We start from the raw sequence: 20,047 nt of genomic DNA, 5'->3' as shown, positions 1-20,047 counted from the left end.
CGGGCGTTGAGCCAGATCAACATACCGCGTGACTGATCGGTCGACCCTGTGCGCACCCGCCGAATCGGTATTGCCGATTCGGTTTCAGCCAGGAGACTCGCGCATGAGCAGTACGTTTTTCATCCCCGCCGTGAACATCATGGGCACCGGTTGCCTCGACGAAGCCATGGACGCCATTGGCAAGTATGGTTTTCGCAAGGCACTGATCGTCACTGACGCCGGGCTGGCCAAGGCTGGCGTGGCATCGAGGATTGCCGAGAAACTGGCGTTGCAGGACATCGACTCGGTGATTTTCGACGGCGCCAAGCCGAATCCGAGCATCGCCAACGTCGAGCGCGGCCTGGGCCTGCTCAAGGAAAGTCGCTGTGATTTCGTGGTGTCTCTGGGCGGCGGTTCGCCTCACGACTGCGCCAAGGGTATCGCCTTGTGCGCTACAAACGGTGGGACGATCCGTGACTACGAAGGTGTCGATCGGTCGGCCAAACCCCAGCTACCGTTGATCGCGATCAACACCACCGCCGGCACTGCCAGCGAGATGACCCGTTTTTGCATCATCACGGATGAATCGCGCCACGTAAAAATGGCCATCGTAGACCGCAACGTTACGCCGCTGCTGTCAGTCAACGACCCAGAACTGATGGTCGCCATGCCCAAGGGCCTGACCGCCGCCACCGGCATGGACGCGTTGACCCATGCCGTCGAAGCCTACGTCTCCACGGCAGCCAACCCGATTACCGATGCCTGTGCGCTGAAAGCCATCACATTGATCAGCGACAACCTGCGCCAGGCCGTGCAGGACGGCAGTGACATGATCGCGCGGGAAAACATGGCCTACGCGCAATTTATGGCGGGCATGGCGTTCAACAATGCGTCCCTTGGCTACGTTCACGCGATGGCCCATCAGTTAGGCGGGTTCTACGACCTGCCCCATGGTGTGTGTAACGCGGTGCTGCTACCTCACGTGCAGAGCTTCAACGCGCTGGTGTGCGCCCCTCGCCTGACCGACGTTGCCCACGCGATGGGGGCCGACATTCGCGGGCTCAGTCCGGAAGAGGGCGCGCAGGCGGCGATCGCGGCGATCCGCAGCCTGGCCAGGGATGTGGACATTCCCGCCGGTTTGCGTGAGCTCGGTGCCAGGCTCAATGACATCCCGGTCCTTGCCAGCAATGCCCTGAAAGACGCCTGTGGACTGACCAACCCACGGGCGGCGGATCAGCGGCAGATCGAGGAGATTTTCCGCAGCGCGTTCTAAGCGGTTCGACGGCCGGGCGCGAGCACTACGCAAAGCAGCGCGCCCAAGGCCAGCAAGGTGCATAACAGCGACAAAGGCCATGCCTGCTGGCTGGCTATCAGGCTGGCGATACCGCCGATAACGGCGGCCATCAGTTGATGAATGAAACCGCTCAACGCCATCGCATAAGCACCGCCGACCGGGGAACCGTGGTTGGCCAGGGACAAGCTGATTGGGTAAATCAGCGATTGGCCGAATACTGCAAAACAATAGGGCAACCAGAACAGCAGCGCGATAGACGTGCCTGCGAGGCTACCCAGCAACATGACTGCGCTGCCGGCCAGTATCAGCCCGACGCCCGCCGTCATCAGCCATTGCTGACCGGTATGCAGTACGAAGCGATTGACCGCCACGGCCCCGAGAAAGTACGCCGCGCTGATGGGCCAGCCCAACAAGCCGTATTCCACTGCCGACCACTTGAAGGCGCCTTGCAGAATCAGCGGTGCAGCGGTGTTGAACGCGACAATCACCCCATACCCCAAGCCACCGGCGAGGGCCGGTAACAGGAAGGCCCGATGCCGCAGAATGTGCCCGTAGCTCGTCCAGGCGGATGATGGTGTGTTCTCTTCTGCCAGCATCGGGAACGTGACCCGCGCCACCACCAGCGCCATCAACAGGCTCACACCACCCAATAAGTAGAAAATCGCTGACCAGCCCAGTGTCACCTGGATGATCGACCCCAGGTATTGACCGATACCCAGCGCCACCACAAAGGAAATCGATATCCAGGACAACGCCTTGGCCAGCAGATCGCCGCGAAAACTGTCGCGGATCAGCACCCGGGCCATGACTGAAATCCCGCTGGCGCCAATCCCCTGAATCAGGCGAAAAACCAGGAACGATTCAAGTGTCTGGCCCAGAGGCAGGGCCAGGTTGCCCAGCCCATAGAGGCCGAGCGCCGCGAGCAATACCGGCTTGCGGCCAATGCGTTGGCCCAGGCTGCCCCAGAACAGCATCGGCAGCGCCATGCCGATCAGATACACCGCCAACCCCCATGAAACCTGTGAGGCATCTGCGGACAGATCCCGGGCAATATCCGGCAGCGCCGACAGATAAATGCTCATGCCCAATTGGGCGAGAAAAACCGTACAGCAGGTGATCAGGAGGGTGGTGCTGCTCTTCATTTAATCTTCCCTGTTTTTTCAGCCGCCGATGTCCCGGCCGTGAGCACGTAAAAGCTCGGTGATGAGTCCACAGAAATGGCGGATCAGCGTCGTCCCCATGTCGGCGCGCAGGGTGATTCTGATGGCTGCCTTGCCTTGTGCAACCACCGGGAAAAAGACTGCCGAGGTGAAGAATCCGTGATTGGCCAGTTCAATGGCGATGTGGTTGGCCAGCGATGCCTCACCGCAATTGACCAGTCGAATCGCCATGTTGCTGTTGTGTTGTGCAGTTCGTATGAGGCTGTCAAAGAGGCGGATATTAACCTGAAGCTTTTCCTGCAGCTCGGCGAATTCCAGGGTGTGGTGTAGCTGGATGGATGCCCGGCCCGCGCCAATGGCTGCACTGTTCAGGCTTTGCGACCAGTTGCTGGGGCCGCCGTAACGCGCAATGAGCTTCTTCTGCCGTTCACTGCCCAGCATCACCAGACCGCCGCTGGCGCCGAACGACTTGGCCAGCGAGGCGACGATGAGGCAGTCATCATCCAGGGTATGCAGCCTGGGACGTACAAGACCGGCGCCGAATGTTCCTACAGAGGAAAGCGCGTGGGAGTCGTCCAGATAGAGAAACAGCCCATAGCGGTCCTTCAGATACAAAAGGCTGTCCATGTCCGCAACCCCGCCCATGCTGTAGGCGCCGTCGGCGACATACGCGACCCTGGTGTGCTGTTGACACAGCGTCTCGAGGAAGTCCATGTCGTTATGCGGGCACGTCACGACCTTCGTTTCATCGGCACAGGCGGCTTTGAGGTGGCTCATCGAGTAATGCGCCAACCGGTCGAAAGCCATCACCGGAGGGCTATTTTCCGTGAATACGCCGCTGGCCAGCAGTGGCAGGATCCCGGCACTCGCCGCGCTGCACGACAGAGTGCTCAGGCAACTGGCGCCGAACAACTCGGACAGTTCGGTTTCGTATTGGTCCAGAATCGCCAGCTTGCAGCGGTTCCTGGAATTGGCGATGCGAAGTGTGCCGGTTTCCCACAGCGTGGTCATGGCGCCGTCGAGAATATCGGGATGGTGATCCAGCCCCAGGTATGACGTCGTACAGAAATCATGAAACGCTCTCCCGTACTGATCCAGCATGCGGTTGGCACTTTTTATCTCAACGTTGAGCCCCGCGATTTTTCCGGTTTCGGCGGCCTCCCAATCATGGTCAGCCAATGAAACGAGTTTGCGGTAGTTGGTGAAGGTGTGCGCCGTGTACGGTATCTGGCTCATGTGTAAGTGACATTCCTTGAATGAATCTATCCGTGGGTTTGTTGCAGTTTGTGTGTGTTGCCAGACTTTACAGAGAGTCCCGATGGGCTTTGAATCGGCTGTTTCCGGTAGTACTGAGAGTTGTAAGAGAATTAGTTGTAGGGCGATGCCCTGGGGTGCTGTGGGTAATTGGATGGCGGGCACGAATCGAATCCGGGCTATCCTGCCGACTCAGTCGAACCGAAATCATCGAGCCCTGCCATGCTGCAAAAAAGCCTGATCCGCCGTCTCGACCTGATCACTCTCCAGCTGTTTGTGGCCGTTCACGAAGAGGGCACCTTGACCCGTGCCGCCGCCCGCGAAGCGATCGCGGTGTCGGCGGCCAGCAAGCGGTTGATGGAGCTGGAGGAGGCGCTGGGCATCAGCCTGTTCGTACGCCAGGCCAAGGGCATGACGCTGACACCGGCCGGTGAAACCCTGCTGCACCATGCCCGGCAGATGCTGTTCAACGTCGAGAAAATGGGCCTCGAACTGGGCGAACACAGCCATGGTGTGCGCGGTTATGTGCGGATGCTCGCCAACCTGTCGGCGATCATTCAATTCCTGCCCGAAGACCTGCGGGACTTTTCCGCGCGCCATCCGCAGGTCAAGACCGACCTCGAAGAGCGCCCCAGCAGCGGGGTGATTCAAGGCGTGCTCGATGGCGTGGCGGACCTCGGGATCTGCTCCAGCGACAGCGACGTCAAGGGGCTGCACAGCGTTGTATATCGCCAGGACAAACTGGTCGTGCTGATGCCGGCCGATCATCCGCTGGCGAGTCGTTCGGCCTTGGCTTTTGCCGACACGCTGGACAGCGATTACGTCGGTCTGCATTCGGCCAGTTCCATCAACATGCGCACCCATGCGGCCGCGCGCAAGGCCGGCAAGGTGCTGAGGTTGCGGATCCATGTGCCGGGGTTCGACGCCATGTGCCGGATGGTTCAGGCCAACATGGGCATCGGCATCCTGCCGCTAAAGGCCTACGAACTGTTTGGCCGGGCGCTGGGGTTGCACGCGGTGCCGCTGACGGATGACTGGTCGGATCGTGCGTTGATTCTGGTGGTGCGCGATGAAGTGGCGCTGTCGCCGGTGAGCCGGATGTTGTTTGAGCATTTGCGCGGCCAGACCTGACAGTTCTCGATTGCATGGACGAGCATTCGCGTTTCGCGAACGGTCGTTGCCAACAGAAGGTTGGATTCCATGCCACTCGGTCCTCTAGCCTTGGCGCATATTCCAAGAACAAGAGGTACCCCCGCGATGACTGCCCCCTTGAGTGCAATCAAAGTGATTGAGATCGGCACGCTGATCGCCGCGCCGTTTGCCGCGCGCATGCTGGCCGAGTTCGGCGCCGAAGTGATCAAGATCGAAGCCATGGGCCAGGGCGATCCCCTGCGTAAATGGCGCAAGCTGCACGAAGGCACTTCGTTGTGGTGGTACCTGCAATCGCGAAACAAGAAGTCCCTGGCGCTGAATCTGAAATCCCCTGAAGGCATTGAACTGGTCAAGCAACTGGCGAGCGACGCCGATGTGCTGATTGAAAACCTGCGCCCCGGCGCCCTGGAGAAACTCGGCCTGGGCTGGGACGTGTTGCATGCCCTCAATCCCAGCCTGACGCTGGTGCGCATTTCCGGTTACGGCCAGACCGGCCCGTACCGTGATCGTCCGGGTTTCGGGGCGATCGGCGAGGCGATGGGCGGGATTCGCTATACCACCGGTACTCCCGGTTCGCCGCCGGCCCGAGTGGGGGTGAGTCTGGGTGATTCCCTGGCTTCGCTGCACGCGGTCATCGGTGCCTTGATGTCGCTGCTGCGGGTCAAGACCGGGCAGGGCGGCGGGCAAGTGGTCGATGTGTCGTTGGCCGAAAGCGTGTTCAACGTCATGGAAAGCCTGGTGCCGGAATACGACATGCTCGGTCATGTGCGTGAGCGCAGCGGCGGGGCGTTACCGGGTATTGCGCCGTCCAATACCTACCTGACTGCCGACGGTGCCTACGTGGTGATCGCCGGCAACAGCGACCCGATCTACAAGCGTCTGATGGCGGTGATTGGCCGGGCCGACCTGGCCGAAGCGCCGGAGTTTGCGCATAACGATGGCCGCGCCGCCAAAAGTAATGTGCTCGACGCAGCCATTACTCACTGGACCAGCAGCCTGCCCATCGATGAGGTGTTGGCGGCTCTGGAAGCTGCCGAAGTCCCGGCCGGGCGCATCTATTCGGTGGCCGACATCGTTGCCGATCCTCACTATCAAGCGCGGGGCATGCTGCTCAACGCCGAACTGCCGGGTGGTGCCTCGGTGAAGATGCCGGGCATCGTTCCGAAAATGTCCGAAACCCCCGGTGGCGTGAACTGGTCGGGGCCGAGTCTGGGTCAGCACACCGACGGCATCCTCGCGGGGCTGGGCCTGACTGACCAGGACATCGAACGGTTGAAAGCTGAAGGGGTGGTGCAATGATCACTGATTATTCCCAGACGCTGATCGTTCAGGAGGTTTCCCCGCGTGACGGCTTGCAGATCGAGCCTACCTGGGTCGAAACCGCCGACAAGATTGCGTTGATCGATCAGTTGTCGCTGGCGGGTTTCAGCCGCATCGAAGCCGGTTCGTTCGTGTCGCCCAAGGCGATTCCGGCGCTGCGCGATGGCGAGCCAGTGTTCAAGGGCATCGCCCGACAGCCGGGCGTGATCTATGTCGCGTTGATCCCTAACCTCAAAGGCGCACAACGAGCACTGGACTCGGGGGCTGACGAGCTGAACCTGGTGATGTCCGCCAGCCAGACCCATAACCTGGCAAACATGCGGATGCGCTGCGAGGCGTCATTGGCTGCGTTCGGCGAGATCGTCGAGTTCGTTCGCGGCACGCCGGTGCGGCTCAACGGCAGCATCGCCACGACTTTCGGTTGCCCGTTCGAAGGCAAGATCGATGAGGACCGCGTGCTGCAGATTGTCGAGGCTTATCAGGAGCTCGGCATTACGGGCATTACCCTGGCCGACACCACCGGCATGGCCAATCCACGCCAGGTCGACCGTGTGGTGCGACGGGTGTTGCAACGGGTTTCACCGGCTGATCTGACCCTGCATTTCCACAACACGCGCGGCCTCGGCCTGTGCAATGTACTGGCAGCTTACGAGGCCGGAGCCCGGCGCTTTGACGCAGCCCTCGGTGGTCTTGGCGGTTGCCCGTTTGCACCGGGTGCCTCGGGCAATATCTGCACCGAAGATTTGGTCAACCTGTGCGATGAAGTCGGCATTCACACCGGCATCGACTTGCCGTTGTTGCTGCGATTGTCGCGAGGCTTACCCGCATTGCTGGGCCATGAAGTGCCCGGGCAGCTCGCCAAGGCCGGACGTAACTGCGACCTGCACCCGACACCGTCCTGAACCCACCGAACAAACTCCTAAAAAAGCCGCAACGAACCAGACAACAAAAACAATCGGACGCCCACGGGACGTCTGCCTGGAGAAACCACGATGAGCCTCAATGTTCTGGAGGCGGGCGTGAGCCCGTCCGTTAGTCACGACGCCGAAAAAGCCCTGGTCCGCAAAGTCGCCTGGCGACTGATGCCGCTGATCATGGTCTGCTACCTGTTCGCATTTTTCGACCGCATCAACATCAGCTTCGCCAAGTTCCAGTTGCAGGCCGACCTGAGCCTGAGCGATACCGCTTACGGCCTCGGCGCCGGGCTGTTTGTAGTCGGTTATGTGATCTTTGAAGTGCCGAGCAACATGATGCTTTACAAGGTGGGTGCCCGGCGCTGGATCGCCCGGATCATGATGTCGTGGGGGCTCGCGACGGCGGCCATGGTCTTCGTCAACAGCGAATGGCAGTTCTACGCCCTGCGTTTCGTGATCGGTGCGATGGAGGCGGGTTTTGCTCCGGGCGTGTTGTATTACCTGACGCTGTGGTTCCCGCAGCATTATCGGGGGCGCATCACCTCGATGCTGTTTCTCGCGTCGGCGTTTGCCGGGCTGGTTGGCGCACCGTTCTCCGGGTTGGTGCTGCAACACCTTGATGGCTTCCTCGATATGCGCGGCTGGCATTGGCTGTTTCTGCTCGGTGGCGTTCCTTGCATCGGCCTTGGCTTGTTGGTGCTGACCGTGCTCAAGGACCGCATCGAAGATGCCCATTGGTTGACCCCGTCGGAGAAGACACTGCTCGCCAGCCGTATCGCGCACCACGAACCCCACAAGAGCGGCGGCTCCTTGCTGGCCGCACTCCGGATTCCGGGTTTCCTGATGCTGGGGCTGATCTACTTTCTGATTCAGGTGGCGTCCTACGGCTTGAATTTCTGGGCGCCGCAACTGATCCGCAGTGCCGGTACCGAGAGCCCGGTGATGATCGGCTTGCTGACCGCCATTCCCTACATCTGCGGCGCCATCAGCATGGTGGTGATCGGGCGGTTATCCGACGCCACCGGTGAGCGGCGCAAGTTTGTCGCGGGTCTGGTGGCGGCAGGTGCGGTGGGTTTCTTCTGCGCAGGAATTTTCGCCAACCACACGACTTTCCTGATTGTTGCCCTGGGCTTGCTCGGTGCCGGGATCATCGCGTCCATCCCGAGCTTCTGGACCCTGCCACCGAAACTGCTGGCCGGTGCCGGGGCAGGCGCCGCTGGCGGGATCGCGGTGATCAATACCCTTGGCCAGTTCGGTGGGATCGTCAGCCCGGTCATGGTCGGGCGGATCAAAGACCTGACCGGCAGCACCACCCCCGCGTTGTACGTCATCGGTGTCGCCGCGCTGATCGCCGCTGCGTTGTTGCTGTGGGGGTTGCCGCAGAAGCTGCGCACGCTCGACAAGTTCTGAAGTTCGCGGCGTCAGAAATACCGCTTTCGCGAGCAAGCCCGCTCCCACATTGACCGCGTCGGGCACAGGATTCGTGCCCGCCGCCACTCCCTGTGGGAGCGGGCTTGCTCGCGAAGACTGACTCTCAGCCAACAAAGCCCCCGTCGGCTGTACGCTCAAGGATGTTTAAGCTTTACTCTCCGCTCGCGACCACCCAGAGAGACTCAAGGTTACCCAACCCATGCTAACCGGCCTCAACCACCTGACCCTCGCCGTCACTGACCTGAACCGCAGCGTGGCGTTCTATCGCGATCTGCTGCAACTTCAGCTTTCAGCCACTTGGGACACCGGTGCCTATCTCTCGCTACCCGGTCTGTGGCTGTGCCTTTCTTTCGATCCACGGCGCGAATCCACGCCCGCCGCCGACTACACCCATTACGCCTTCAGCCTCGAAGCTGTGGACTTCCTGCCGTTCGTCGAACGCCTGCGATCCGCCAACGTGCGGGAATGGCGGGATAACCGCAGCGAAGGTGCGTCGTTCTATTTTCTCGACCCGGATGGGCACAAGCTCGAGGCGCATGTCGGGTCTCTGGCGTCGCGGCTGGCGGCTTGTCGGCAGCGACCCTATGCGGGGATGAAGTTCTTCGACGATCAGTGAGTCGATGTTCGGCGTCCTGAGATAGAATTGCGCCCCTTGTCCAGCCGTGCAGAGTTGCTGCATTGGTCCATGTTGCCCTGGTTGATCATCTTGAGCTTCATTGGTGGCCTTTTGGCCTACGCTATGCTCATTGGCATCGTCGGTGCGCGTCAGGTGCGCACGTTGTATCAGCGTCATGAACTGGCGATTACCCGCTTGTGCGGGGTCATGTTCATCGGTTTCGCCATCAATGCCCTGGTGCATGCGCTGCCGGGGCTGGTGACGAACAAGGCTTGAGGCTGAACGCAGGGAAGCGTCGGCTGCACAGTCATCGCTCGGGCGTATGACCGGTCAGGGAGGGTTGTTCAATGTTGCATTGTCCGGACATGCTCTCTGCATCATGGAAACCAGAAATTCCGCGCCAATGGCGAGTTACATCGATCTCTTGCTGGACGCCGTCTGTGCGGTGGACAAACAAGGTCGCTTCGTATTTGTCAGCGCGGCCTGCGAGCGCATTTTCGGTTACACCCCCGACGAGCTGATCGGCCAGTCGATGATCGATCTGGTTCACCCTGCCGACCGACAGCGTACCCTCGACGCCGCGCGCGAGATCATGGGGGGCGAACCCAAGCTCAACTTTGAAAATCGTTACCTGCGCAAGGACGGCCGGGTGGTGCACATTCTCTGGTCGGCACGTTGGTCGGAGGTCGATCAGTTGCGTATCGCCGTGGCGCGCGACATCACCGAGCGCAAACAGGCCGAGTCCCGACAAGCGGCGCTGTATGCGATCTCCGAAGCAGCCCACGCGGCGGAAGATTTGCTGGCGCTGTTCAAACGCATCCATTCGATCATCGGCGAATGGCTGCCGGCGTTGAATTTCTCCGTGGCACTGTATGACGAGCACTGCGCGCGGCTGAATTTCCCCTATCACGTCGACGACCATGAGCTGCAACCCGAGGATCCCGGGACTGTTACCGGGCGTTTGTGCGCAGAAGTGATTCGCAGTGGCTTGCCGATTCTGCTGACCCCGGATCAGGACAATCTGCCGGAAGGGTTTGCGGCATTGGTCAAGGGCCAGGACTCACCCTGCTGGCTGGGCGTGCCGTTGAGTTCGCAAAACGGCACCATCGGCGCTCTGATCGTCAAAAGCGTGCCGGGCGGCGAGCGCTACACCGAGCAAGACAAGGAGTTGCTGCAGTATGTTTGCGCTCAGGTCGCGACCGCGATCGAGCGTAAGCAATTGCACGCCCGGCTCCAGCGCATGGCCCAGTACGATCAACTGACTCAGCTGCCCAATCGCGAATTGCTGCGCGAACGCCTGAAAGCTTCGCTGGCGCTGGCCCGGGCAGACTCCGGTCGAATGGCGTTGCTCTATGTCGACCTTGACCGCTTCAAGCAAGTCAACGACACCCTCGGTCATGCGGTCGGCGACATGTTGCTGCAAGCGGTCGCCAATCGGCTCAAGGGCTGCGTGCGCGAAACCGACACGGTGGCGCGCATTGGTGGTGATGAATTTGTCGTGTTGTTGCACAACATCCACGCCGCCGAAGATGCCGAGAATGTGGCGGGGAAAATCCGCCAGGTGCTGGTTCAGCCCCTGCGTCTGGACGGGCACAACCTGACGATCCAGCCGAGCATCGGCGTCGCGCGATACCCCGAACATGGCACCGAAGAAAAGCAGCTGTTCAGGCATGCCGATGAGGCAATGTACGCCGCCAAGCGCCAGCACCATTCACGTCTCGGGGTCTGAAAATCCGTCACCGTTCGTCGCGATGCTGCCAGGTTTTCTAAACCTTTTCAGGTATGGAAATTCATATCCTATGCGGGCGTCTGCTCGCTGTGATCATCACCAAGAGGATGAGAACCATGCCTACTTCAAAACATCCGACCCCGGGTAGCGCCATCGATCGAACGAAGGCGTCTGAAGCCAATCGCAAAGGTGGGAAAACTACCACGACGACTGTTGATAAAGACCCTGCCAAAGGCGGCATGGGCCGCAAAGGCGGTCAGAAAACTCCGTAATAGGTGAAGGTAGTTTTGTTTAATGGACGGGGGCGCAAGCTCCCGTTTGAATTTTCAGGAAGGAGGGCGCGACCATGAGCCGGATGGCCACCCGTTTACGCAATGCCGGTTTTGCCACGTTACTGGGCCTGTGCGCCAGCAGTGCCTTTGCCCAGTCTCCCGCCGAATTCGTCAATGAGGCGTCGGCCCAAGGCATGGCCGACATCGAAGCCAGCCGCCTGGCGCACCAGAAAACCGCATCCAAAGAGGTCAAGGATTACACCATCGTGGTGATCAACGATCGCACCACCGCCAACCAGCATCTGGCGAAAATTGCCAAGCAACTCGATTTACCGGTCGCACCACGCGAAGAGGTGGTCGACAAGGCCAAAGCCTTGATACCGGAGATTAAGGACGATACCTCTTTCGATCAGGCGTACGTCGACAGTCAGGTAAAAACCACCCAGGAAGCCATCGAGCAACTTCAACAACAAGCGCAGACCACGGACGTGCCGCAAATCAAAGCGTTCGCCGAAGAAACCCTGCCCAAGCTGCAAAACCATCTGCAAATGGCCAGGGCGCTGCAAGCCAGTCGTTAGTCAGTCTGTTGCGCGGGTGACGTCGGTCACCCGCTGCCGGGATCAATCCTGATTCGAATCCTTCTTGGTTTCCTCGACGACCGTGCCGTCCAGGGAAATCGTTTCCCCCTCGCCGAGGGTGCGATATTTCTTTCTCAACGCTTCCAGCTGTTTGAGGTCCAGGGACTCGAGCCCCAGCATCGCGTTCTGCGCGTCCTTGGTCACCCGCAATAACTCATCGATCTTCAGGTGCAAAATGTCCGTGTCACGGTTCTGGGTGTTCTGGATCAGGAACACCATCAGGAAGGTGATGATCGTGGTCGAGGTGTTGATGATCAGTTGCCAGGTATCGTTGAAATGAAAAAACGGCCCACTCAGGCCCCAAAGGACAATCAGAATGATCGCCCCCATAAATGTCCGGGGTTGGCCCGCCCATAGGGAGAGTTTCTGTGCGATTTTCGCGAATTTCATTGCCGTGCTCCTTACAGGGATGCGCCTGATTTTCAGACCGCACGGGTGTCATGAAAATTCTGTTTGAAAGCCCCGTGGTTGATGAAAAGCCGGGGCTTTGAAAAGCACTTGCTGCGTTTGGAATCTTTAGAGGTATAGAGGCCTGACGTTTGACATGAGAGCCTTGGCCAGGCTTGCCAGAACAGCCTTACGATGGGCGGGTTAGACCTTAGGGACAGGTAGCCAGAGGCCAACCGACGCGCGCTGCACGGAGGAGGCTGGCCTTAACAACCAAGCGGTGAAATGGGGCAATAACGAAGATGTAGGCCCGGCCTAGACGGTTGTGGCACTGGACCACGGTTGAAAAAACGAGTTGGCGACTGCCTTCTGGCTCTGCCTCTCCAGAACATAGGATCGATATCCGGAAGTCGAGGTGTTTGTCGTCCTCTCCCAACACGATTTCAGTCTGGTTCGTGCTGTAGACCTTGAAGATTCCAATCCGATTAGCAAGTGATGCCAAATGTTTGGTTGTCTTGAGACCAAAACAGGCAACGATAGTGTCTCGGACTTTCATGAGCCATCCGATCCAGGATGGCTGGTGGGAAAGGATGAATCGAGCTAGCAAATCTGGATTGCTGGATGTGCCCGCAGGGAGCCGAATCGCAAAAGCGTCCGCTAGGTTCATTGACTTGTAAAGGTGGGTGATGCCGGACCTCGAGGGGACTGGCACGGACATAATGAGCTCAAATTCTCGGGGCATCGGGGATCTCTCCTGAGTTCTAACTACCAATTAGACGACATGCCATGTCGCGTTTCTTGTTGCGATGGTTTGTCGTATAACGCTCCTTGTCGCCCTGTAAGTGCTTGTCGGATGCTGAACCCGATCAAGGCATCATAGAGCTCTTGCTGCCCAGCTGGCAGAACAGGGAGCAACGTCGCACGGCGTTTGTCGACATCGAACCAGGATTCAACCAACCATCCCACCAGATAGAGCGCCGAAAGGCATCCGCCAGCGGTTGCAACGTTCCCCTGGCATACAAGAGGCTGGTCCATGGACTCAAGTCCCAGAGCTTGCAAGCTCGATCGTGCATCCGGGTGTGTAGTTGCTTGGCCGCTGAGCAGCCCAAGCCGTTCGAGAATGAAAGCTCCGGCGCATATTGAGCCGATTCGCTGGCGTCTGGAGTCAAGTTCAAACGACGGCAGGAAATCTGGGGCGGCAAGTGCAGCGGGTATCCCTTCCTTGCCGCTGACGAACAATACCGCGTCGGCACTATTGGCCTCGGAAAGCGGACCGTGCACCGAAACAGGCAGGCCGTGCGCCGATCTCACGATAGAGCTGGAACCCAATATTCGGATGTGCCAGTCCTCGGTGTTGCGGCCTAAGATGTCCCACATCAGGAATAGGTCGATATCAGTGAATTGGTCGAAAGCAACCAGAACGATTTTCTTCAAGGCGAGCTCCATGAAAAGTGCTGGCGTGCAAAACGCAACGGCCATCTTTGCTGGTGTTCGCAGCGTATCAATCGGTTGCGCACCATACACAGTCTGTATGGCGCTAAACATGGAGCGAAATAACGGGTGAGAAAACTAACTCGTAACCATTGGATCACGGCTGGTTTTGAGGCTCTCGACCAAATAGGGCATATCGGCGTTTCGGCCGAGAGTCTATCGCGCCGATTGAATGTGACCCGCGGATCGTTCTATCACCATTTCCGCAATCGCGAAGACTTTGTCCGCACCTTGCTGGCCGCTTGGGAAGAAGACTACACGGAGCGCATGCTCGCTTATGCGGCGCAGGGTCGTAGCGCGGGCGAAACCTTGAAACGCTACTTGAGTATTGCCGCTGAGAAACAACCTGGGCGGGAAATTTCCATCCGAGCCTGGTCGCTGCATGATCCGTTGGTAGGCGAGTTTCAGCAGCGTGTGGACACAAGACGACTGGATTTCGCGATACGGACGTGCCGCCGCTTGGTCCATATGCCAGGCCAAGCAGAAGTGATTGCTCAGGTGGCCCATCTGTGCCTGATTGGTGGTCAGCAGGCAGGGCTGCGGCGTGATGCCGCTCGCTTCAACGGTTTCCTGCATCGAGCCTTTTCACTTTTCGAAGGGGCTCTTCCACCGTGGCGGGCCTAAGTCATGAGTTAAATGGGGTAACTGAATAAATAGAGTTCGCGTGCCACTGCAAATGCGCGTCACTGCTCTCCTAGGGCTAAAAACAGGACAAATGAGGTGAGGGTTGACTGGCGAATGCAATCAGGTGCGCAACTGGCATGCAGTTTCGCACCTGAAAACTATTGGAGGTTGATTGACACTCCAAAGAGACCTGACGAAATGCTGGATTAATGCAATAACGAGCGGCGTCTCGCATAGGCGAAGTAGATCACCAGTCCAATTGCCAACCACGCCCCAAATGCCAGCCAGGTCGTCTGCTTGAGGAAGGTCATCAAGGTTACGCAGAACGCGATGGCGAGCAATGGAACAATGGGCACGCCGGGGCATCTGAATGCACGAGGAAGATCGGGTCGGGTCTTGCGCAATACGATCACTGCCACCGAGATCAAACTGAATGCGGCCAACGTACCGATGTTGATCAGCTCGGCGAGGACGTTTAGCGGAATCAGTGCCGAGATCAGCCCGAAGACTATTCCGACCATCCAGGTGGCGAAAAATGGGGTGCCGAATCGTGTATGAACCCTGGAAAGGCGCTGGGGAAGCAGTCCGTCGCGCGACATCGCGTAGATGATCCTGGTTTGACCGTAAGCCATCACCAGAATGACAGTCGTCATGCCAACGATTGCGCCTAAATCAACGAACCCGGCAACCCAGCTTTCACCGGCATGTTGCAACGCCAATGAAACCGGATGATCACGCGGATTCCTTGATGCCCATGGAAAGCATCCAGGTAATTGCCAGCATAATCACCAGCGCGGGTAGGTTGAACCAGGTTTCCACGCCGGGCAAAGAGCCTGGAGCTGCCGTAAGCACAACCGGAAGATTCAGTCCAAATCCGCTCAGCAGGGACTGGAAGTAACCCGACCACCCAACAGACACAGCCGAACTGGCCAGTCCGTATTCGAGCATCAGATCCCAGCCGATCATCCAGGCCACCAACTCTCCCAGCGTCGCGTAGCTGTAGGTGTAAATCGAGCCTGCTACCGGTACAGATGAGGCGAACTCGGCATAACAGAGTGCTGCAAATGCACAGGCCAACGCCGCTATCAGGAATGAAACCATGAGGGCCGGTCCCGCAGTCAATGCGCCGGTTCCGGTCAATACGAAGATGCCCGTCCCCACGATTGCACCGATACCAATCAGGACCAAATCCATCGGCCCCAGCACTTTTTTCAACCCTGCAGGCGCTCGGGCAGCAGCAATCATTGCGTCCAGGTCTTTTGTTCTGAAAATGCTCAATATTGCCTCCGTTGTTACTTATTTTTATTGTCAGAGCCAGTGGCTTGGGTGTCGGAAATGACAAGAAATTGTATTTCAGTGCCTCGAAAATTAGTTTTCGAAACGGGTCTGTATTTAGTTATTTTTCAGTCGTTAATTATCCAAAATGTGTTCTTTATGTAATTTTCTTTCTAGTATTTGTAGTTTCTAGAAATGGATGCTTGATCAAGGACCTGCGGGATGGGGCCAATCGCCCTACCGCGTACGCATTGTTAAAGGGAGAGAGCACATGGCGGAAATGGATAAGGTTGATCGTTCAATTCTGGAAATTCTGCAAATGAATGGTCGCCTGACGAACGCCGAGATCGCCGCTCGTGTTTGCCTGTCAGCGCCAGCCTGCTGGAAGCGCCTGAAGCGCCTGGAAGAGGAGGTGATTGTCGGGTATCACGCGCACTTGAACCCGAAAACCATAGGGCTGGGACTTTTCGCTTTCATCAGCGTCACCCTCGATAGTCACTCCGAGCAAGCCATGGAACATTTCGAAGCGGGCGTCCTGGCGCTGCCCAACATTATTGCCTGTCACAAAGTGTCGGGGAAATACGACTACCTCCTGCAGGTAGTCGTCAAAGACATGGAGGCATTCCATGAACTCGCCATGCATCGCATACGTACGCTCGGCAATATCAAGGAAATGTACACCGGTTTTTCGCTCAAGGAGATCAAGCACTGCAATACCTTGCCACTGTAAGTGCCTGGACTTGCTCGTTTCCGTACGTACGGTGGTGTGAGAGGACGACGGCTGTGAAGCCGCCTCCTACTCGATAATCTTTATTCACGCCGACAGCGTCACCTCAGTCTTCCAGCTGAAATACCCGAGCGCTTCGCAGCGCTGGTTGATCAGCATGAAGCTCAGTTCGCAAGTTGCCACGCCCGTGCTCAGTTGCGAGCACTCCCAATAATGATCATCGGCCTTGTGGCTGCCCGGCTGGTTCGGGTTGGCGGGGTCGGGCGCGGGGACGGTCTGGTCGCCGTGGACGATCAGCTTGGGCGGAGAAAGGATCCCGGTATCGTCCACCGTGATGTTGTGGAATACCACGCTGTGTTCGGCCAGCAAACTGACGGTCCTGCCGCGAATATGAAAGACTTTTCCGTTGTGGGTGGTCAGTGTAATTTTGCTGTCATTTTTAACATTTTTCGTTTTTGGTGTAGCGCTGATGCCGAAGATGAAACCATCTTCAATCACGGTCGGCTTTTGCGGGTCAAGGCTGGGTTGCGCATAGCGCGAAAGCAGCGATTCGGCATCGACGACCAGCAGCACGCTATTGGCGGTCAGGGTACTCGCTGAAGGGGGGGTAATCGGTTCGGAAGTCATCATGGATTCCTTTCATGATGTTGACGCAAAACGGTAACCGCTTCGGTTTCAAGCAAGACATCCTGTTCCAGCCGAGGCGGCAACGGACTGGGGTGACCCCTCGTTGCCGAGGGGTCGATTCCATCATCAGTTATGGATGGAAATGAACGGGTCCCACGAGCAGCAGCCGACAATCTGACAGTTGCGGTCGACGATCAGGAAGTTGAAATGGTAGGTCACGCGACCACACGCCAGGGTCTCCGAGGACCAGTAGTGGTTGGCAACTTTCTGACAGCTAGGCACCGAGGGATTGCTGGGGTTGGGTACCGCAACGCTAGCGGTAGCCGTGCGTGGCGAAGGCGGGGAGATCAGATCGTTGCCTTGGTTGCCGATGAATTTGTAGAAGATCACGGCCTGTTCGAAGCTCTGGGACAGGCTGGTTTCACGCCAGCGAATCAGATCGCCAACCTGGGCCTTGAGGTCCAGCTCGCCACCGGCCTGGCCACTGATCACGTTATCCTGGTTGGTGACCATGTAGACGTGCTTCCAGTCGATCAGCGTCGGTGAAGCAGGGTTTTTGCTGATGTTCGGGTAGTTTTTCAGAATGGTTTCAGTGTCGATGGAAACAAGTACATCCGTGACTCGAGACATAGTGAAGCTCCTTTTAACATAGTGATTGTCTGGCTACTTACCAGGCACGACAACGCTTGCTTGCCTTGTGGCCGTTGCGAACACACTACTGGGGAACCCACTCGATCACGGGGACGAGCTGGCCTTGCTCCTTGCCTTGAAATGACGGGTTGGGTTCCTTCCAACAGGCCGCGATAGGACTATAGATGCCATTTTTATACTGTCAAAACTGCTTTGCTGGTCGGTCGACGAACGGTCATTTAGGTTATGACTTCCTACGATTTGGCGATAAAAAAGGCTCATCCAGATCCTCTGTGTTTTCCGATCGTCAAGTGATCCGGGTTCAGGCAATAGACAGACAAGACCTGTTAAAAAAGCAGTGAACCAGGCAGGAGCATGGTGGAAAAGGGGGCGTTTTTTTGCTGGTTCACTCAACTTGGCTTTCAAGCCAGAGGAGGCGGCATGTTGTTACGTTACATGGTGTTGCTGGCAGTGGTGGTTACCGCAGCGGGTTGTGTGCAGGAACGGGTCGTTCATGACCGGCGTCCGGTGGAGCGTGAATATGTTGAGGTCATCGCACCGCAGCCGCCGCCGGAACGCGTTGTCGAGGTAGAGCCCGCGGGGCGACCGGGTTACCTCTGGTCCAGGGGGTACTGGCGTTGGGAAGGCGGGCGTTATGTCGCGGTTCATGGCCATTGGGTCCCGGAGCGACCGGGGTATCGTTATGTGCATCCGCACTGGGAGCAACGTAACGATGGCTGGCATTGGCGGGTGGGGGCGTGGGTTAACTGACGCGGACGATGTATCGTAGCCAACCGGTTGTCTGCCCCTGGCGACAACAATGCACCCGACAGGAGAGCGATATGAGTTGGTCCGCCAAACAATACGTAGCTTTCGAAGATGAGCGCACGCGCCCGGCGCGTGACTTGCTGGCCGCCATCCCTGCGGACGTCCGTTCGGCCATCGATATCGGTTGTGGCCCCGGTAATTCGACCGAGTTGCTGGTCCAGCGTTTTCCCGATGCCGCGGTGCGTGGGTTGGACAGTTCGACCGATATGATCGAGGCCGCCCGCAAGCGTTTGCCTCAGGTACGTTTCGACGTCGCTGACATTGATACCTGGAGCGACACCGGCCCGTTTGACGTGATCTTCGCCAATGCGGTGCTGCAGTGGGTGCCGGATCACGCCAGGCTGCTGCCGTCGCTGGTAAACAGGCTCACACCCGGCGGCAGCCTGGCGATCCAGATGCCCGATAACCTCAACGAACCGTCGCACCGGTTGATGCGCGAGGTCGCAGCGAACGGCCCTTGGGCTGACAAGCTGGCAAGGGCTGCCGGCCTGCGAACGGAAATGGAGGGTGCAAGCGGCTACTACTCAATGCTGCGTGGCCACTGCACTCGCGTCGATGTATGGCGCACCACTTACTATCATCCGCTCGCGGACGGCGCATCGGGCGTGGTCGAGTGGTTCAAGGGCTCCGGTTTGCGGCCTTTTCTCGAACCATTGGATGACGTGGAACGGGCACACTATCTCAAGCAGTATCAGACGGCAATCGAGCGGGCCTATCCGGCGCTGAGCGATGGTTCGGTGCTGCTGCCGTTTCCGCGGTTGTTCATGGTGGCAACGCGCTGACGAATCAAAGGGGACACATTCGTCCCCTTGATTGATCCGATTTTCAGGCTATCAACTTTGCTGCAAGACCTTGAGCGCCGCCGAGGCCAGAAACCCGGAGCGACTTTTCTCTTCGGGATGGTGCAATACGTACTCATCGATGCGGTTGAGCAGATAGCCGGGCAGGGTGATGTTGAGTTTCTGCGCCTTGCCCAGGTATTTGGTGATATCGATATCCACCACGGCCCACGTGCACCCTGCGTACTGTGGATTGGCCGCATGCAGGGTCACTTTGTTGGCGGGCGGAATCGGTGATCCGTCTTCGGCCAGAATCTCGAAATGACCTTCGATGGCTTCGCGAGCCATGGCCATGGCGTCATCCAGATCTTCACCGGCGGAGAAGCAACCTGGAATATCCGGAACTTCTACGCCCCAGGCGTGTTCGTCATCACCCATGGAAATCGCGATGGGGTAAAGCATGTTCGTTATCCTCCGAGGGCGCAGTCCATCGGTTCGTCAGAGCAGCGCCTGTTGCAAAATACTAATGGCCGTTTTCTTGAGCAGGTCCTTTTTCGGGTGAGGAACCGTCACCAGTCCAGGCTTGGTCGGATGCTTGAAGTGGTGATGACTCCCCCTGATTCGTACCAGATACCAGCCGTCCGCGACGATTTGGCTTATCAAAAACCGGCTATTCACATCACCTCCCTGTGGTGTGCTTGTGGTTACTATACCTACTGAAAATCACTAATCAACATTATAACCACCAATACACCCTGGATACGGATGGAAGAGCGGCCTGAAACGAGTCTAGGAGGGTGTGTCGCGATGGTTTGGGTAGAACCCGTTTTCTGTATTGCAGGGTTTTGCCGCAGCGCTGAAGCGCCAGGAATGCTCAAATTTCAGGCATAAAAAACCGGCCGCTACGGACCGGTTTTTTG

The 20,047-nt window shown here is 58.1% G+C and carries 24 protein-coding genes and 1 pseudogene; 14 read left to right on the top strand and 11 right to left on the bottom strand.

Going from position 1 to position 20,047, the window contains the following annotated elements; genetic code table 11:
* Positions 1-103 precede the first annotated feature (103 nt).
* Entirely contained in the window at positions 104-1,252 is a 1,149-nt protein-coding gene (gene yiaY, locus AC1DIS_RS06665) for an L-threonine dehydrogenase (RefSeq protein ID WP_064619823.1), read from the top strand.
* Here the strand turns inward: yiaY and AC1DIS_RS06660 are convergent.
* Both AC1DIS_RS06660 and AC1DIS_RS06655 read right to left on the bottom strand, forming a co-directional pair.
* Positions 1,249-2,415, bottom strand: a complete 1,167-nt coding sequence (locus AC1DIS_RS06660) for an MFS transporter (protein ID WP_064619821.1) — start codon at positions 2,413-2,415, stop codon at positions 1,249-1,251. The genes yiaY and AC1DIS_RS06660 overlap by 4 nt on opposite strands.
* Positions 2,416-2,433: 18 nt before the next feature.
* Positions 2,434-3,669, bottom strand: a complete 1,236-nt coding sequence (locus AC1DIS_RS06655; RefSeq protein ID WP_477743376.1) for an aminotransferase class I/II-fold pyridoxal phosphate-dependent enzyme — start codon at positions 3,667-3,669, stop codon at positions 2,434-2,436.
* Positions 3,670-3,909: 240 nt separating this feature from the next.
* Here AC1DIS_RS06655 and AC1DIS_RS06650 point away from each other — a divergent pair, with 240 nt between their 5' ends.
* From AC1DIS_RS06650 to AC1DIS_RS06610, 9 genes and pseudogenes are all read left to right on the top strand, one after another.
* A complete protein-coding gene (locus tag AC1DIS_RS06650) occupies positions 3,910-4,818 on the top strand; it encodes a LysR family transcriptional regulator (protein ID WP_018926832.1) in 909 nt (302 codons plus the stop codon).
* Between the two features lie 126 nt (positions 4,819-4,944).
* Positions 4,945-6,138: a CaiB/BaiF CoA transferase family protein gene (locus AC1DIS_RS06645; protein ID WP_477743377.1), complete on the top strand. Its 1,194-nt coding sequence runs from the start codon at positions 4,945-4,947 to the stop codon at positions 6,136-6,138.
* Positions 6,135-7,061: a hydroxymethylglutaryl-CoA lyase gene (locus AC1DIS_RS06640; RefSeq protein ID WP_064619815.1), complete on the top strand. Its 927-nt coding sequence runs from the start codon at positions 6,135-6,137 to the stop codon at positions 7,059-7,061. Before AC1DIS_RS06645 ends, AC1DIS_RS06640 begins: the two co-directional genes overlap by 4 nt.
* Before the next feature lie 90 nt (positions 7,062-7,151).
* On the top strand, positions 7,152-8,483 hold the full coding sequence (locus AC1DIS_RS06635; protein WP_019580877.1) for an MFS transporter: 1,332 nt from the start codon (positions 7,152-7,154) through the stop codon (positions 8,481-8,483).
* A gap of 220 nt (positions 8,484-8,703) precedes the next feature.
* Positions 8,704-9,120 carry a fosfomycin resistance glutathione transferase gene (gene fos / locus AC1DIS_RS06630; RefSeq protein WP_258612592.1) on the top strand — a complete coding sequence of 139 codons (417 nt, stop codon included), beginning with the start codon at positions 8,704-8,706 and terminating at the stop codon, positions 9,118-9,120.
* A 36-nt stretch (positions 9,121-9,156) separates the two neighbouring features.
* Positions 9,157-9,396, top strand: a pseudogene (locus AC1DIS_RS06625) (LysE family translocator); the annotation flags it as partial.
* A 103-nt stretch (positions 9,397-9,499) separates the two neighbouring features.
* Positions 9,500-10,849 (top strand): sensor domain-containing protein, encoded by a 1,350-nt coding sequence (locus tag AC1DIS_RS06620; protein WP_258612591.1) that lies wholly within the window; start codon positions 9,500-9,502, stop codon positions 10,847-10,849.
* Positions 10,850-10,965: 116 nt separating this feature from the next.
* Complete coding sequence (locus AC1DIS_RS06615) at positions 10,966-11,121, top strand: stress protein (RefSeq protein WP_477743378.1); 156 nt, start codon at positions 10,966-10,968, stop codon at positions 11,119-11,121.
* A gap of 74 nt (positions 11,122-11,195) precedes the next feature.
* Entirely contained in the window at positions 11,196-11,699 is a 504-nt protein-coding gene (locus tag AC1DIS_RS06610; RefSeq protein ID WP_086944815.1) for a DUF4142 domain-containing protein, read from the top strand.
* Between the two features lie 42 nt (positions 11,700-11,741).
* Here the strand turns inward: AC1DIS_RS06610 and AC1DIS_RS06605 are convergent, their stop codons facing one another.
* The 3 genes from AC1DIS_RS06605 to AC1DIS_RS06595 form a co-directional block, all read right to left on the bottom strand.
* On the bottom strand, positions 11,742-12,149 hold the full coding sequence (locus tag AC1DIS_RS06605; protein ID WP_477743379.1) for a low affinity iron permease family protein: 408 nt from the start codon (positions 12,147-12,149) through the stop codon (positions 11,742-11,744).
* Between the two features lie 208 nt (positions 12,150-12,357).
* Positions 12,358-12,888 carry a DUF2867 domain-containing protein gene (locus tag AC1DIS_RS06600; RefSeq protein ID WP_477743380.1) on the bottom strand — a complete coding sequence of 177 codons (531 nt, stop codon included), beginning with the start codon at positions 12,886-12,888 and terminating at the stop codon, positions 12,358-12,360.
* 23 nt (positions 12,889-12,911) lie between these two features.
* Entirely contained in the window at positions 12,912-13,580 is a 669-nt protein-coding gene (locus tag AC1DIS_RS06595) for a DJ-1/PfpI family protein (protein WP_477743381.1), read from the bottom strand.
* 126 nt (positions 13,581-13,706) lie between these two features.
* Between AC1DIS_RS06595 and AC1DIS_RS06590 the strand changes: the two genes are divergently transcribed.
* Positions 13,707-14,261: a TetR/AcrR family transcriptional regulator gene (locus tag AC1DIS_RS06590; RefSeq protein WP_477743382.1), complete on the top strand. Its 555-nt coding sequence runs from the start codon at positions 13,707-13,709 to the stop codon at positions 14,259-14,261.
* 206 nt (positions 14,262-14,467) lie between these two features.
* Here AC1DIS_RS06590 and AC1DIS_RS06585 read toward each other — a convergent pair whose 3' ends face one another.
* Both AC1DIS_RS06585 and AC1DIS_RS06580 read right to left on the bottom strand, forming a co-directional pair.
* Entirely contained in the window at positions 14,468-14,974 is a 507-nt protein-coding gene (locus AC1DIS_RS06585) for an APC family permease (protein WP_477780802.1), read from the bottom strand.
* A 19-nt stretch (positions 14,975-14,993) separates the two neighbouring features.
* On the bottom strand, positions 14,994-15,539 hold the full coding sequence (locus AC1DIS_RS06580; RefSeq protein WP_477780798.1) for an amino acid permease: 546 nt from the start codon (positions 15,537-15,539) through the stop codon (positions 14,994-14,996).
* 196 nt (positions 15,540-15,735) lie between these two features.
* On the opposite strand from AC1DIS_RS06580, the gene AC1DIS_RS06575 reads away from it, so the two are divergent.
* Positions 15,736-16,266, top strand: a complete 531-nt coding sequence (locus AC1DIS_RS06575) for an Lrp/AsnC family transcriptional regulator (RefSeq protein ID WP_256597237.1) — start codon at positions 15,736-15,738, stop codon at positions 16,264-16,266.
* Between the two features lie 84 nt (positions 16,267-16,350).
* On the opposite strand, the gene AC1DIS_RS06570 is transcribed toward AC1DIS_RS06575, so the two are convergent.
* The gene (locus AC1DIS_RS06570; RefSeq protein WP_111454826.1) at positions 16,351-16,890 is read right to left on the bottom strand and encodes an AidA/PixA family protein; all 540 of its coding nucleotides are present in this window, start codon (positions 16,888-16,890) and stop codon (positions 16,351-16,353) included.
* A 126-nt stretch (positions 16,891-17,016) separates the two neighbouring features.
* Complete coding sequence (locus AC1DIS_RS06565; protein WP_086944821.1) at positions 17,017-17,520, bottom strand: inclusion body family protein; 504 nt, start codon at positions 17,518-17,520, stop codon at positions 17,017-17,019.
* A gap of 441 nt (positions 17,521-17,961) precedes the next feature.
* Between AC1DIS_RS06565 and AC1DIS_RS06560 the strand changes: the two genes are divergently transcribed.
* On the top strand, positions 17,962-18,291 hold the full coding sequence (locus tag AC1DIS_RS06560) for a YXWGXW repeat-containing protein (protein ID WP_018926816.1): 330 nt from the start codon (positions 17,962-17,964) through the stop codon (positions 18,289-18,291).
* Between the two features lie 71 nt (positions 18,292-18,362).
* Positions 18,363-19,130, top strand: coding sequence for a trans-aconitate 2-methyltransferase (gene tam, locus AC1DIS_RS06555; protein ID WP_111454827.1), 768 nt, complete (start codon positions 18,363-18,365; stop codon positions 19,128-19,130).
* Positions 19,131-19,181: 51 nt separating this feature from the next.
* On the opposite strand, the gene AC1DIS_RS06550 is transcribed toward tam, so the two are convergent.
* Positions 19,182-19,589, bottom strand: coding sequence for a type II toxin-antitoxin system HicB family antitoxin (locus AC1DIS_RS06550; RefSeq protein ID WP_064619786.1), 408 nt, complete (start codon positions 19,587-19,589; stop codon positions 19,182-19,184).
* Between the two features lie 36 nt (positions 19,590-19,625).
* A complete protein-coding gene (locus AC1DIS_RS06545; protein ID WP_007984690.1) occupies positions 19,626-19,805 on the bottom strand; it encodes a type II toxin-antitoxin system HicA family toxin in 180 nt (59 codons plus the stop codon).
* Between the last annotated feature and the right edge of the window lie 242 nt (positions 19,806-20,047).

Source organism: Pseudomonas sp. 05N433, from assembly GCF_056396925.1.
Note: the sequence above shows the minus strand (reverse complement) of the source record. Positions and strands in the feature narration are given on the sequence as shown.